This is a genomic window from Haloferax chudinovii (assembly GCF_042663345.1).
Taxonomy (GTDB): domain Archaea; phylum Halobacteriota; class Halobacteria; order Halobacteriales; family Haloferacaceae; genus Haloferax; species Haloferax chudinovii.
On record NZ_JBHTAB010000001.1, the window covers coordinates 38557 to 50813 of the forward strand.

At 69.3% G+C, this 12257-nt stretch carries 13 protein-coding genes and 2 pseudogenes; 7 read left to right on the forward strand and 8 right to left on the reverse strand.

The window, feature by feature from the left end; genetic code table 11:
* The first annotated feature begins 82 nt into the window (after nt 1–82).
* The 3 genes from ACFQI8_RS00220 to ACFQI8_RS00230 all read left to right on the forward strand — a co-directional run bounded on the left by ACFQI8_RS00220 (nt 83) and on the right by ACFQI8_RS00230 (nt 2873).
* Nucleotides 83–766, forward strand: a complete 684-nt coding sequence (locus ACFQI8_RS00220; protein WP_390242055.1) for a hypothetical protein — start codon at nt 83–85, stop codon at nt 764–766.
* Between the two features lie 124 nt (nt 767–890).
* Nucleotides 891–2030, forward strand: a complete 1140-nt coding sequence (locus ACFQI8_RS00225; RefSeq protein ID WP_390242056.1) for a DUF7118 family protein — start codon at nt 891–893, stop codon at nt 2028–2030.
* Between the two features lie 69 nt (nt 2031–2099).
* Nucleotides 2100–2873: a hypothetical protein gene (locus ACFQI8_RS00230; RefSeq protein ID WP_390242057.1), complete on the forward strand. Its 774-nt coding sequence runs from the start codon at nt 2100–2102 to the stop codon at nt 2871–2873.
* A 51-nt stretch (nt 2874–2924) separates the two neighbouring features.
* Here the strand turns inward: ACFQI8_RS00230 and ACFQI8_RS00235 are convergent, their stop codons facing one another.
* A complete protein-coding gene (locus tag ACFQI8_RS00235; RefSeq protein ID WP_390242059.1) occupies nt 2925–3392 on the reverse strand; it encodes an FKBP-type peptidyl-prolyl cis-trans isomerase in 468 nt (155 codons plus the stop codon).
* 116 nt (nt 3393–3508) lie between these two features.
* Nucleotides 3509–3943, reverse strand: a complete 435-nt coding sequence (locus ACFQI8_RS00240; protein ID WP_390242060.1) for a rhodanese-like domain-containing protein — start codon at nt 3941–3943, stop codon at nt 3509–3511.
* Nucleotides 3944–4045: 102 nt separating this feature from the next.
* Between ACFQI8_RS00240 and ACFQI8_RS00245 the strand changes: the two genes are divergently transcribed.
* On the forward strand, nt 4046–4660 hold the full coding sequence (locus tag ACFQI8_RS00245; protein ID WP_390242061.1) for a class I SAM-dependent methyltransferase: 615 nt from the start codon (nt 4046–4048) through the stop codon (nt 4658–4660).
* Between the two features lie 300 nt (nt 4661–4960).
* Here the strand turns inward: ACFQI8_RS00245 and ACFQI8_RS00250 are convergent, their stop codons facing one another.
* The 5 genes and pseudogenes from ACFQI8_RS00250 to ACFQI8_RS00270 all read right to left on the reverse strand — a co-directional run bounded on the left by ACFQI8_RS00250 (nt 4961) and on the right by ACFQI8_RS00270 (nt 9536).
* Nucleotides 4961–6568: a hydantoinase B/oxoprolinase family protein gene (locus tag ACFQI8_RS00250; protein WP_390242062.1), complete on the reverse strand. Its 1608-nt coding sequence runs from the start codon at nt 6566–6568 to the stop codon at nt 4961–4963.
* A complete protein-coding gene (locus tag ACFQI8_RS00255; protein ID WP_390242063.1) occupies nt 6565–8580 on the reverse strand; it encodes a hydantoinase/oxoprolinase family protein in 2016 nt (671 codons plus the stop codon). Before ACFQI8_RS00255 ends, ACFQI8_RS00250 begins: the two co-directional genes overlap by 4 nt.
* Nucleotides 8580–8720, reverse strand: a pseudogene (locus ACFQI8_RS00260) (divalent metal cation transporter); the annotation flags it as partial. The gene ACFQI8_RS00255 and the pseudogene ACFQI8_RS00260, both read right to left, overlap by 1 nt.
* Nucleotides 8709–8837 (reverse strand): annotated as a pseudogene (locus tag ACFQI8_RS00265) (ribbon-helix-helix protein, CopG family); the annotation flags it as partial. The pseudogenes ACFQI8_RS00265 and ACFQI8_RS00260, both read right to left, overlap by 12 nt.
* Before the next feature lie 270 nt (nt 8838–9107).
* Nucleotides 9108–9536, reverse strand: coding sequence for a DUF7575 domain-containing protein (locus ACFQI8_RS00270; RefSeq protein WP_390242064.1), 429 nt, complete (start codon nt 9534–9536; stop codon nt 9108–9110).
* A gap of 109 nt (nt 9537–9645) precedes the next feature.
* On the opposite strand from ACFQI8_RS00270, the gene ACFQI8_RS00275 reads away from it, so the two are divergent.
* The 3 genes from ACFQI8_RS00275 to ACFQI8_RS00285 all read left to right on the forward strand — a co-directional run bounded on the left by ACFQI8_RS00275 (nt 9646) and on the right by ACFQI8_RS00285 (nt 11575).
* Nucleotides 9646–9852 (forward strand): hypothetical protein, encoded by a 207-nt coding sequence (locus tag ACFQI8_RS00275; protein WP_390242065.1) that lies wholly within the window; start codon nt 9646–9648, stop codon nt 9850–9852.
* An 81-nt stretch (nt 9853–9933) separates the two neighbouring features.
* Nucleotides 9934–10533 (forward strand): TetR/AcrR family transcriptional regulator, encoded by a 600-nt coding sequence (locus tag ACFQI8_RS00280; protein ID WP_390242067.1) that lies wholly within the window; start codon nt 9934–9936, stop codon nt 10531–10533.
* Between the two features lie 61 nt (nt 10534–10594).
* Entirely contained in the window at nt 10595–11575 is a 981-nt protein-coding gene (locus ACFQI8_RS00285; RefSeq protein ID WP_390242069.1) for a DUF1028 domain-containing protein, read from the forward strand.
* Nucleotides 11576–11696: 121 nt separating this feature from the next.
* On the opposite strand, the gene ACFQI8_RS00290 is transcribed toward ACFQI8_RS00285, so the two are convergent.
* Complete coding sequence (locus ACFQI8_RS00290; protein WP_390242952.1) at nt 11697–12185, reverse strand: TQO small subunit DoxD; 489 nt, start codon at nt 12183–12185, stop codon at nt 11697–11699.
* Nucleotides 12186–12257: the final 72 nt, after the last annotated feature.

Genomic DNA, 12257 nt, shown 5'->3' on the forward strand with positions numbered 1-12257 from the left:
GACGCCCGTAGACCACCGTCTCCGGCGTCACGACCCTCGGCGCGCCACACAGTTATCAGACGGCAGTCACAACGGGACGGTGATGGCACCGACAGACGAGTCGTCCCGCGGCGGCGAAACGCGGCCGCGACGCAACCGACGCAACCGACGTCGACAGCGCGGCGACGACGAGACCGGTATCGACGCGTGGCTCGACGCGACGGTCTACTTCGGGCTCGGACAGCACCTGCTCCTCGCGCTTCCGATGCTCTGGGTCGCCTTCATGACCGTCTCGACGCCCGTGGTGGTCACGACAGCGGCCGTCGTCTCGCTGTCTACCGCCTGTCTCGCCGTCGGCGCGCTCCGGTTGGAAGCCGTCTCTGTCGGCGCGCCGTGGCACCGCATCGAGGACAGCGAACTCGGTCTCGGACCCGACGCGGGCTACGGCGCTCTCGTCCGACGAGCGGCCTACCTGAACGCGACCCTCGGCCTCGGGACGTTCCTCGGCGCGCGGGCCGACCTCGTCGGCGCGGGGCTCGTCGGCTCGGTGGCCGTCGCCGGCGGCGTCGCGCTCTGTGCGATGCTCGCGCTTCCACGACTGCGGGCCGCGCCGGCCCGCACGTCAGCCGCGGCCGCCGGTGCCTACTACGGCGTCTCGCTCCTCGTCGTGGCCGCGTTCCCGGGCATGGTCGACCTGTTTTTCCTCGCGCCGTCAGTCGGACTCTGCGTGCTCGCGGTCGCGGTCGCCGGCGCGTTCGACGTGATGACCGGTCGAGAACGTCGCTGACGGCCTCTCGGCTCCGCGGCGTCCCGCCGCCGTCCGCGGGCATCAAGTTTTCAACCCTCGCGCACCGACTCCTCGGCCATGACACCGATTCCGCGAACGGGACGCCCCCCCGAGGTGCCGCGGCGTGGCTGACGCCGCGCTCGCCGACGACCCCGTGGCGGCGCTCCGCACGGCGGCCGACACCCTCCGCGGCCGGCGCGAGGCGGTCGACGACGTCGGCCGCGAGGAGCTTCGAACGCTCGCGACCGCCGTCCGCGACGTGACGGGGATTCTCGACCGATACGAGGAGCGTGCGACCGACGACCTCGAGGGCTACGTCGAGTTCCGCGAGGCGCTGTCGAACCGGCTGGAGGAGGTCCCCGCCGACGTGCGCCACAGCGACGCGTTCATCGACGCCAACGAGTCGCTCACGACCGGCATCACCTCGTCGCTGTCGGCGTCTGACTTCGAGCGGGCCAGACGCGAACTGGACCCAGCCCGCGAGGAGGCGGCGCTCCTCGACGAGTTGGACGAGGCGAGAAGCGACTACCGGAGCGCCCGCCGGCGGCTACGGGAGCGCGCGGACGAACTCGACGCGCGAATCGACCGTCTCGAACGCGTGCGGGAACTCGGCGACGCCGACATCGACGCGCCGGTGGACGAGCTCCGCGACCCCATCGAGCGGTACGACGACGCCGTGACCGAGGCGTTCGACCGGTTCCGCGCCGAGTCATCGGCCCGCGAAGTGCTCGCGTGGCTGGCGGCCGCCGAGTCGTACCCGCTGGTCGAGACACCCAGTCCCCCCGACCGACTGCGCGAGTACCTCGAAACCGCCGCCATCGGCGACGAGCCGATTCCCACGCTCGTCGAGTACGCCGGCTACTCGCGGTCGAAACTCGACCACTACGTCGACGACCCGAAGCGGTTCTCCGCGGCCGTCGGGACGACGAAACGGTTTCTGGAGACGCTGGACGCCGACCCGCTGACCGTGTCGTGGCCGCCGGGGTCCGCCTCGGAACTCCGCTGGCGGACGAAAGAACTCGTCGCCGTCGTGAGTCGATTCGCCGACGACGAGACGGTCGCCCGCGCCCGGGAGGTCCACGAACTGACGTACGAGGAGTCGTACGACCGCCTCCGCGACGCCGCGGTCGCCCGCGCGGAACTCACCGAAGACCAGCGCGACCGCCTCCGGCGGGGCGTCGTCGAAGACGAGTTGGCCGCCGCCCGCGAGGAGCGCGAACGGGTCGGCGACTGCCTCGACGCGAACCCGGCGCTGGACGAGTAGGCGACTGCGGACGCGTAGAGGCCTGACAGCGACAGAAGACACTTACCCAAGTCGGCGGAACTCCCGACGATGCGTCTCCGGAAACTCGCCCTCCTTCTCGCGGTCGTCGGTCTCGTCTGTCTCCCCGCGCCGGCGTACCTGCCCGCGCTCGCGGACGCGACGTCGCCGCCCCCGAAAGTCTCGAATTCGTACCGAGCCGAGACGGTGTCGTTGGCGAACCAATCGGATGTCGAGCACATCGTGCGCCGTCACGGCCGGGCGGTCTCGATTTCGGTACATCAGGTGGGCCAGCGGTACTCGGCCGGCGAGTACCGCGCGCCGAACGAGACCCGCGAGACGCTGGAGACGGCGATGCGGAAGGGAACCGCCCGAACCGCGGCAGTGGGCGCGCAAGCCGACCTCCGTGCGATAGCGCGGAACAACACGTACGTCCACGACGCCTACGGCGAGCGCGAGCAGTACTACCGGTTCAGCGTGGAAGAAAACGGCTCGCTCGTCACCGCCCGAAACGTCACGCTCCAGCGCGTCGCCAACGCCACCGTCGAGCGAGGGGCGTACAGCTACGAGCGCCTCTCGCCGGAGGCGAGGGAGACGGTCGATAGAGTTCTCCGGAACTCCTCGGACGGGGACGGCTACCGGCCGCGGGTGAACGACGCCTTCGTGGACCGGCTCCCGGCACTCGTCGAGAAAGAGGGCACGCTCCACAGCATCACCGCCTACACGCACGTCGACGACTTCGGCTTCGGGACCGCGCTCGTCGTCGGCCTCGGAGTCGCGGGCGTCGGCGCGGTCCTGCTTCTCGTCGGGGGCGCGGTGTACGCCGTCGCGTGGTGGCGCGAGTAGCGGGAGAAAAAACGCACCGAGCCGCGAGACAGCGGCTCAGTTCAGTTCAGTTCAGTTCGCGTCGAGGATTTCGACGTCGAAGACGAGCGTCTCGCCGGCGAGTTCGTGGTTGAAGTCGATGCGGACCACGTCGTCGTCGGCGTGGACGATTTCGCCGAGGCCGCCCTGCTGGGTCTGGACGTACAGGCCCTCCTCGGGCTCGTCGCCGAGCACCTCGCGGAGCTGTTCGGTCTCGTGCTCGCGGATGAGGTCCTCGTCGTGCTCGCCGTAGGCCTTTTCCGGCGGAATCTCGATGCTCTCCTCGTCGCCGGCGGACATGCCGACGAGCGCCTCGTCGAGCCCCTCGATGACGGTTCCCGCGCCGACCTCGAGCGCGAGCGGCTCGTAGTCGCGGTCGGGCTGGGCCTCCGCGAGACCCTCGGCCTCGGCCACGTCCTGACGCGATGTGTCGAAAACCGTGCCGTCGGGGAGCTGTCCGACGTATTCGAGCGAAACGGAGTCGCCGGTTTCAATCGTCATACCGCGTACTCTCTGCCGGAGACGGATAAGTGGCCGTACTGCCGCCGAGGGTGTTATATCGATGTCATGTCGAGGCGAGGCGAGCGCCCACGCGCTCGGCGCGCCACAAGCGAGCCTCAGAACAGTCGCCAGACGAGCGACCGGAGTCTGTAGCTCAGCGACCCGCGCTGGTAGCCGTTCCACCCGCTCATGCCGCCCGCGAACGTCGCCGCGTCGTACCCCTCCTCGCGGAGGAGACTCGTCGCCCGCTTGGCGACGATGCCCATCTTACAGACGACGACCACGTCGCGGTCCCGGGGAATCTCGTCCAGCCGGCGCCGAAGCGGGGCGTCGTCGCCCGACCGGAGGTCGTCGTAGACGGGGACGTTTCGGCTCCCGTCGGGTCCGTTCGCTCCACTCACTTCCCCGACGTAGTCACGTTCGCTGACGCTCACGTGACTCCCGTCGATTGCGCCGCGCCGGTAGTTCGATTCCGGGCGGACGTCGAGAACGAAGAGGTCGTCCCCGTTGTCGAGGCGGGCGTCGAGCTCGTCGGGGCGAATCGAGGGCACGGAAACCACCACGTCGCTGGCGCGGAAAGCGCTGGTGCTTCCGCGTCCCGCCCGCCGAGACCGACGCCGTAGCTTGAACACGGCGGTCCGCGTAGCGCCCGTATGGAGTGGGACGAACGCTACCGGACCGGAACGTACCCGACCGACCCGGAGCCGTCGCCGGTGCTACGGGCGTACCTCGACGAACTGCCCGACGGCCGCGCGCTCGACGTGGCCGCCGGCAACGGCCGCAACGCGCTGTTTCTCGCCGCGAACGGCTACCGAGTGGATGCGCTCGACCAGTCCGGCGAGGGGCTGAGCATCGTCGACGAGCGCGCGCGGTCCCGCGGCTTCGCCGACCGCGTGGAGACGATTCGGGCCGACGCGACGACCCACGAGTTCCCCGAGTCGACGTACGACCTCGTCACGATCAGCTACTTCCGGACGCTGGACCGCCTCGCCGACATCAAGGCGGCGCTGAAACCCGGCGGCGTCCTGTTCTACCAGCACCACCTGCGGGCCGACCCGCCGGCGACGGTGGGGCCGAGCACCGACAGATACCGCTTCGATTCGAACGAACTGCTCCGCGCTTGTCTCGACCTCACCGTGCTCTACTACGACGAGTCGACCGAGCCGCGCGACGACCGGCAGTCCGCGACGGCGACGGTTATCGCGCGGAACACGCGGGGCGGGGCGCAGTCGTATCCGCGGCGCAAGCTGACGGGACGGGACGCGTGACAAGGCGGCGTGACTGCCCGCCTGTTCGACCCGACTCTCGGCCGTGAGTTCGCCATTCAGTTCTCTATCCAGAGAGTTCGTCGTCCCCGACGGGGAGACAGATGAAGGCGCGTCGCCGGACCGGGACGATGACCGAGCGGTGGCCTGACCAATCGCGTGACGCACGGCCGATGACCGTTCGAGCGGTTTACAAATTGTACAAATTGTGAACTGTGTGCCCCGACGCGGTCGGAGTCACCGATTCGAGAGCGGCGAGAGAGACGATTACGACCGCTCGAACGGGACGCGAGGCGGTCGACGCTACTCCGTCTTTTCGTCCTCGCGGTCCCGGCGGGCGGCGTCGACGTCGCGGTCGGTGGGGTCGCCGTAGCCGCCGCCGCCCGGCGTCCGAACCGTGACAGTCGTGCCGGCGGGCACGTCGCGGGTCGTCTTCGACGGGACCGCCTCGCCGTCGACGAGGTTCTGTCCCGTCGCCCCGTCCTCGCCGCCGGCGATGCCGCGGGGGGCGACCCGCCGGCGCTCGGTGAGAAGCGAGACGGTCGCGTCGGTTTCGACCGTGACCGACCGAACGATGCCGAGGCCGCCGCGGAACTCGCCGCGGCCGCCGCTTCCCTCGCGGAGGCCGTACGCCTCGACGAAAAGCGGGTACTCGGCCTCCAGGGCCTCGACCGGCGTGTTGAGCGTGTTCGTCATCCCGACCTGCACGCCGTCCATGCCGTCGCCGCCGGCGCGACCGCCGAACCCGCCGCCGATGGTCTCGTAGTACGTGAAGCCGTCCGAACCGCCGGCGCGACTGCCGATGGTCAGGTTGTTCATCGTGCCCTGTCCCTGCGCGGGGACGCGCTCGGGAGCCGCGTCGGCGAGCGCCGAAAAGACCACGTCGGTCACGCGCTGGCTGGTCTCGACGTTGCCGCCGACGACCGCCGCGGGGGCGTCGGGGTTGAGGAGCGAGCCCTCGGGAACCTCGACCGAGATAGGGTCGTAACAGCCCTGATTCGGCGGAATCTCCGGGTCTGTGACGCACCGAACGACGAAGTAGACCGCGCTCTTGGCGACCGCGAGTGGGGCGTTGACGTTGCCGGCGACCTGGTCGGCCGTGCCGCCGAAGTCGAAGGCGACGGTGTCGCCGTCGACCGTCGCGGTCACCTCGATAGGGATGTCTTCGTCGGTCACGCCGTCGCCTTCGAGCACGTCGCGGGCGCGGTACTCGCCGTCGGGCAGGTCGCGCAGTTCGGCGGTGACGCGGTTCCGGGAGTAGTCCATCACGGCGTCGAACGCCGCGAGGACGCGGGCGCGACCGTGTTCCGCCACGAGGTCGGCCAACCGCTCCTCGGCGCGCTCGTTCGCCGCGATCTGCGCGCGGATGTCGGCGCGGCGCTCGCCGGGGTTGCGGACGTTGGCTAAGAGGAGCGACAGCACGTCGTCGTTGGTCTCGCCGCCGGCGATGAGTCTGACCGGTGGCAGTCGGAGCCCCTCCTGATAGATTTCGCGCGCGCCGGCGGGCATGCTTCCGGGCGTCATCCCCCCCACGTCGGCGTGGTGCGCCCGCGAGACGGCGAAGCCGAGCACCTTGTCGTCGACCGCGAGCGGCGACACCATCGTCACGTCGGGCAGGTGCGTCCCGCCCTCGAAGGGGTCGTTGAGGACGAACACGTCGCCCGGCTCCGGGTCGTAATCGAGGACCGTGTCCACGGCTTCGGGCATCGCGCCGAGGTGGACCGGAATGTGCTCGGCCTGCGCGACGAGGCGGCCGTCGGCGTCGAACAGCGCCGTCGAGCAGTCGCGGCGCTCCTTGATGTTCGGCGAGTACGACGAGGTGATGAGCACCTGTCCCATCTCCTCGGCGACGCTCTCGAACTGGTTGCGTATGATTTCGAGCGTCACGGGGTCGACCTCGGGGTCGCTCATTCGCCGTCACCCCCGCCGGTGAGGACGAGCGTCCCGTCGGCTCCGACCGTCCCGCCCCACGCCGGGGGCACGACGACGGTGCTCTCGTGCTGTTCGAGGATAGCCGGCCCCTCCACGGTCGCCCCCGCGTCGAGACCGTCGCGGTCGTAGACGGGTGTCTCGCGGAACGCACCGTCGAAGAAGGCCTCGCGGGTGTCCTTGCGGGCGTCGCCGCCGCCGCGGTAAGTCACGTCGAGCGGGTCGCGCTCGACCACGGCGGTCGCCCGGACGTTGACGAGTTCGACCGGGTCGTCGAGGCGGTAGCCGTAGGCGCTCTCGTGGGCCTCGTGGAACCGCGCTTCGACCGCCTCGGCGTCGAACGGCTCGCCGACGGGCACGGTCAGTTCGAAGCTCTGGCCGACGTACCGGAGGTCGGCGGCGCGCCGAACCGCCGCGTCGGCGGGGTCGGCCACGTCGTCGAGCGTGTCGGCTTCGAGGTCGGCGTAGGCGGCGTCGACCGCCCCGGCGTCGAGGCCGGAAAGCGGGCGGCGGAGCGTCCGCACCGAGTCGTGTTTCTGGTCGGCCGCGAGCAGGCCGTACGCCGAGAGGACGCCGCAGGCCCGCGGGACGACAACGGTCTCGATGTCGAGGCTCTCGGCGAGCGCGGCGGCGTGCATCGGCCCGGCACCGCCGAAGGCGACGAGGCCGAACCGCCGCGGGTCGTGGCCGCGCTCGACGGTCACGGCGCGAATCGCCCGCGTCATGTTGGCGTTGGCGACGCGGTAGACGCCGCGGGCGGCCGCGAGCGCGTCGTCCAATCCGGCCTCGTCGGCGAGTCCCGCGAGCGCGTCGCGGGCGGCGTCCACGTCGAGGGAGAGTTCGCCGCCGAGGGCGGAACTGCCGCCGATATAGCCGAGGACGACGTTCGCGTCCGTCACGGTCGGGTCGGCCCCGCCGCGGCCGTAGCAGGCCGGGCCGGGGTTCGCGCCCGACGACCGCGGCCCGACGCGGAGCGCGTCGCCCGAGTCGACCCACGCGACGGAGCCGCCGCCCGCGCCGACGGTGTTCACGTCCACCATCGGCGTCTTGATTGGCCGGCCGTTGATTTCGGCGTCGGTGGTCCGCTCGACCTCGCCGTCGCGGACGAGGCTCACGTCGCTGGAGGTGCCGCCCATGTCGAAGGTGACGAGACCGGTGAGGTCGTCGCCGGAGTCGATCGCGGTCGCCGCCGCGCCGACGACGCCCGCGGCCGGCCCGGACAGCGTGGTCGTCACGGCGTGCTCGCGCACGGTCGAAGCCGGGGCGATGCCGCCGTTGGCCTGCATTATCTGTGGGACCGGGACGCCGAGGTCCGCGGCCCGCGATTCGAGGCGGCCGAGGTAGCTGTCGATGGCCGGCGTCACGTAGGCGTCGACCGCGGTGGTCGAGGTGCGCTCGAACTCGCGGAACTCGGCGAGCACCTCGTGAGACGACGAGACCGGCGCGTCGAGTTCCTCGCGGAGCACGTCGGCGACGACGCGCTCGTTTTCGGGGTGCTGGTAGGCGTGCAACAGCGAGACGGCGACGCTCTCCGCGCCGGCGTCGCGGATGTCGTCGACGAGCGCGCGAACCTCCGACTCGTCGACTTCGGTCTGGATGCCCTCGACGGTCGCCCGCTCTGTCACCTCGAACCGGCGGCGGCGCGGGACGAGCGGGGCGGGCTTGTCGGCGGTCACGTCGTAGAGGTCGGGGCGGGCCTGTCGGCCGATTTCGAGCACGTCGCGGAAGCCCTCGGTGGTGACGAGCGCGGTCGTCGCGCCGTCCTCTTCGAGGAGGGCGTTGACCGAGACGGTCATCGCGTGGGTGAACGCGTCCACCTCGGCCGGGTCGACGCCGGCGTCGTCGCAGGCCTTCTCGATGCCGCGGACGACGCCGACGCTCTGGTCGTCCGTGCTCGGGACCTTCGCGGTGACGAGCCGGCCCTCGGGAGTCAACAGCGCCACGTCGGTGAAGGTGCCGCCGACGTCGACGCCGATTCGCGTCTCTGTGTCCATCAGAACACCCCCATATCGGCGGCGACCGTATAGAGCGGGAGACCGAGCCAGACGACGAGAAGCGTCACTAGCCCGCGGACGATGTTCTGGAGCGTGGAGTTGGCGTGGGACCCGAGGCTGTCGCGGTCGTTCATCACGTAGCGGACGAGCGCCTCGCGGACGACCTCGCTTTGGGCCTTGTCAGTCCGACCGGCGAGCCCGTCGAGCGCCGACTGGGCGTCGTCGTCGAGCGACACCGTGATGCGATTCGTGACCATGAGACCCTAACTCTCGGTGGAGTTCTTAAGCGATGTGCAGACGACCGCCGTGAGCCGAAACGGCGTGACGAACCCAGCGGAGCCGTCAAAAAGTGTGGAAATCTTAGAAATTGTGCGGGTGATACGGGCGTCAGTCGTCGCTCCGCTGTCGCCGGGCGGGCGCGGAGTCCGAGAGCCGGACGAGAGACCGCCCTCGTAGGCGGGCCACACAGGAGTTCGACAGCCTGAGTCGTCTCGGTCGCGTTGGTCGTCTCGGTCGTCTCGGTCGCGTCAGTCTCGTCCGGGACCCCCCGCTGACGAGGGGTCGGCCTCACCGTCGAACTCGGGGGGCGAGTCGAGTTCGGTCGCGCACCACTCACAGAAGTCCAGCGACGGGTCGGCGGCGCGGCGGCAGTTCGGACAGGTTCGACCCGGCGTCTCGGACCGCTTCGACGCGCGGTTCTGGACCCGAGCGACCACGTACGCGTCGATAGTGGCGAGGAGGGTGACGACGAACAGCGGCGCGGCGGTCCAGACGTCGCCCGCGCCTCGGAGGTACGTCGCAATCGCGCCGGGACCCGCCAGGAAACCGACGCCGAGGAAGGCGGCGAGCCACGCGAACGCGCGCTTCCAGCGGCGGAGATACACCTGCCCGAGCCCCGCGACGAGCGACGAGAGGAGCGCGGCGAGAAGCGGATGCTTGACTGCGCGGTCATTCATATATTGAATATCTGTTCAGACACGTATAGCGGTTCGGGTCGCCGAACCGGTGTACCGCGACCGGTGGTTTAAATATTAAATTTGTGTTCAATAGCGACGTGAACTCGCAATGAACGACACAACAGCACGGAGATATCTCGCGGTCGGCGGGCTGAGCGCGGTGCTCTCGCTTTTCGTCCTCCCCATCGCGGGGGTCGTCTCAGTCTACAGCGGCTACAAGGTACACGGCCACGCGAAAAACATCTACAGTTACCTGCTGGCGGGGGTGGGTTCGCTCTCGGTGCTGTTCTGGGTGGCCTACTTGGTCCGGGTCTGAGCGCGGTCGTCGGCGGGATGACTCGCCGACGCCCGCGACGACCCGAAAGCGACACTTCCGTCGAACGCGAACTGCCCGAGTATGACGCAGGACGGCCGCGCCGAGGAGTTGGAGCCGGCGAAGCGACGCATCATGGAGGCGACGTACAGGGCGCTACGGAAGCACGGCTACGGCAACCTGACGATTCAGCACATCGCCGACGAGTTCGAGAACAGTAAGGCGCTCCTGTACTACCACTACGACGGGAAAAACGAGCTCCTCGTCGACTTCCTCGACTACGTCCTCGCGGAGTTCCTCGACGGCCTCCCGCGGGGGGACCGCACGCCCAGAGAGGAACTCGAAACGCTGGTCGACGCGCTCCTGCCCGAGACGCTCTCCGAGGAAGCCTACCGGCTCCAACTGTCGATGTTCGAACTCCGGGTGAACGCCCCGCACGACGAGAACTGCCGCGATGAGTACCGCCACGTCGACGCCGAACTCAAGGGGCTACTTCGAGACGTCCTCGAACGCGGAATCGAGGCCGGCGAGTTCGAGGCAATCGACCCCGACGCCGAGGCCGAGCTGTTCCTCTCGATTCTGACCGGGACGCGCGCCCGCCGGCTGACGGTGTTCGAGCCCGACGAATCCATCGAGTCGCTCCGGACGGCCATCGAGTCGCACATCGACCGCATCTCGACGTAAACGGGCGGGAGTCTCCTCGAACACCGAACTCTTATTCGCCCGGCGTCCGTCGGTTCCGCCCATGACACCGCGACCGTCGACCTTCTCCATCGTCGCCCGCGACCCCGAACAGGACGCCGTCGGCGTGGCCGTCCAGTCGAAGTTCGTGAGCGTCGGCTCCGTCGTTCCGTTCGTCAGCGCCGACGCCGGCGCAATCGCCACCCAGAGCTTCGCGAACGTCGCCTACGGCCCCGACGGATTGGACCTCCTGCGCGAGGGACGCTCGGCCGAAGAAGTCGTTTCCGAACTGACCGACGCCGACGACGAGGCCCCGAGCAGGCAGGTCGGCGTCGTGGGGGCCGACGGAAGCATTGCGGCGTTCACCGGCGACGAGTGCTTCGACGTAGCCGGCGACATCCAAGGAGAGAACTACACGGTCCAGGGGAATATCCTCGAAAACGAGGCGACGCTCGACTCGATGGCCGAGGCGTTCGAGACGACCGAGGGCGGGCTCCCGGAGCGCCTGCTCGCGGCGCTCCACGCCGGCAACGACGCCGGCGGCGACAAGCGCGGCGAGCAGTCCGCGGCGATGTACATCGCCAAGCCCGAGGGGGGCTACGACGGCGGCAACGACCGCTGGGTCGACGTGCGCGTCGACGACCACGACCGCCCGATAGCCGAACTCGAACGCGTGTTCAAGCTGTACGACATCACGCTCTTGGAGCGCGAAGCGCCCGCCGAAACCAAGTCGCTGTCGGGTGAGACGGCCGAAGCGGTCCTCGAAACGCTGTCGAACCTCGGCTTCTACGACGGGACGCCGAGCGGCGAGTTCGACGACGAGGCAGTCGCGGCGCTCGAATCGTTCCGGGGCATGAACAACTTCGAGAACCACTCGCTTTCCGTCCTCGAAGACGCCATCGCCCGCGGCTGGGACGAGGTCGACGGCGAGAGCGAGAGCGAAGGCGAACCGCCGGGAGAAGACGACGCGACGGACGAACTCGACGGGGAGACGAAGCTTATCGAGGCGATTTGGCAGGGGCTCAGCAGGCTCGACAGGAAGTAGTCGGGAAAATCAGTCTCGTCGTTCGGAGTGTTCTTTCGTTCGTCGAAGCGCGCCGGGCGCGGTGGCGTTGGTGGGTCACCGCGGCGCACCGACAGGGCCGCGCGGGGGAAGGAAGTCCCGCTCAGCCGAGGAGGTTCTTGAGCACGGGGTGCTGTTGAACGAACTCCATCTTCTCGATGACGGCGTCGAGGCCGAGGATGCGGCCCGCCGCGAGGGTCCCGACGATGGCGAACATCATCAGCCCGAACAGGTCGCCGTTGACCACGCCGTGGGCCCACTCGGCGTTCCCCAGGTAGAAGAACACCATCAGGACGCCGCCGAAGAAGGCGGCGAGCCGGACGAGTGCGCCCACGAGGAGTCCGAGACCGATGAGCGTCTCGCCCCACGGAACCATGACGTTCGTGAGGTCGAGGAGCCACGGAGTCGCGGCGGCCCACGCGAAGAAGCCCTGAAGGGGCGAGGCGGCGGGGGCGTTCGCGAGGTAGCCCGCGGCGCTGAACGGCTCGCCGACGATTTTCGTCACGCCGGCGTGGAAGAACCAGTAGCCGGTGATGAGGCGAGTCAGCACGAGCACGTAGCCCGTGACGCCCTGCGAGTAGTCGAAGTCCATTCTGTTCCCCAGCATCTCGATTTGTGAGTTAGCGGCCATTGTCTTTCACCTAACAAATGAACGAACGGCCGC

Coding starts and splice junctions, on each gene's coding strand:
- ACFQI8_RS00220 (WP_390242055.1), top strand. CDS start 83: ATGGCACCGACAGACGAGTCGTCCCGCGGCGGCGAAACGCGGCCGCGA.
- ACFQI8_RS00230 (WP_390242057.1), top strand. CDS start 2,100: ATGCGTCTCCGGAAACTCGCCCTCCTTCTCGCGGTCGTCGGTCTCGTC.
- ACFQI8_RS00235 (WP_390242059.1), bottom strand. CDS start 3,392: ATGACGATTGAAACCGGCGACTCCGTTTCGCTCGAATACGTCGGACAG.
- ACFQI8_RS00245 (WP_390242061.1), top strand. CDS start 4,046: ATGGAGTGGGACGAACGCTACCGGACCGGAACGTACCCGACCGACCCG.
- ACFQI8_RS00250 (WP_390242062.1), bottom strand. CDS start 6,568: ATGAGCGACCCCGAGGTCGACCCCGTGACGCTCGAAATCATACGCAAC.
- ACFQI8_RS00255 (WP_390242063.1), bottom strand. CDS start 8,580: ATGGACACAGAGACGCGAATCGGCGTCGACGTCGGCGGCACCTTCACC.
- ACFQI8_RS00270 (WP_390242064.1), bottom strand. CDS start 9,536: ATGAATGACCGCGCAGTCAAGCATCCGCTTCTCGCCGCGCTCCTCTCG.
- ACFQI8_RS00275 (WP_390242065.1), top strand. CDS start 9,646: ATGAACGACACAACAGCACGGAGATATCTCGCGGTCGGCGGGCTGAGC.
- ACFQI8_RS00280 (WP_390242067.1), top strand. CDS start 9,934: ATGACGCAGGACGGCCGCGCCGAGGAGTTGGAGCCGGCGAAGCGACGC.
- ACFQI8_RS00285 (WP_390242069.1), top strand. CDS start 10,595: ATGACACCGCGACCGTCGACCTTCTCCATCGTCGCCCGCGACCCCGAA.
- ACFQI8_RS00290 (WP_390242952.1), bottom strand. CDS start 12,185: ATGGACTTCGACTACTCGCAGGGCGTCACGGGCTACGTGCTCGTGCTG.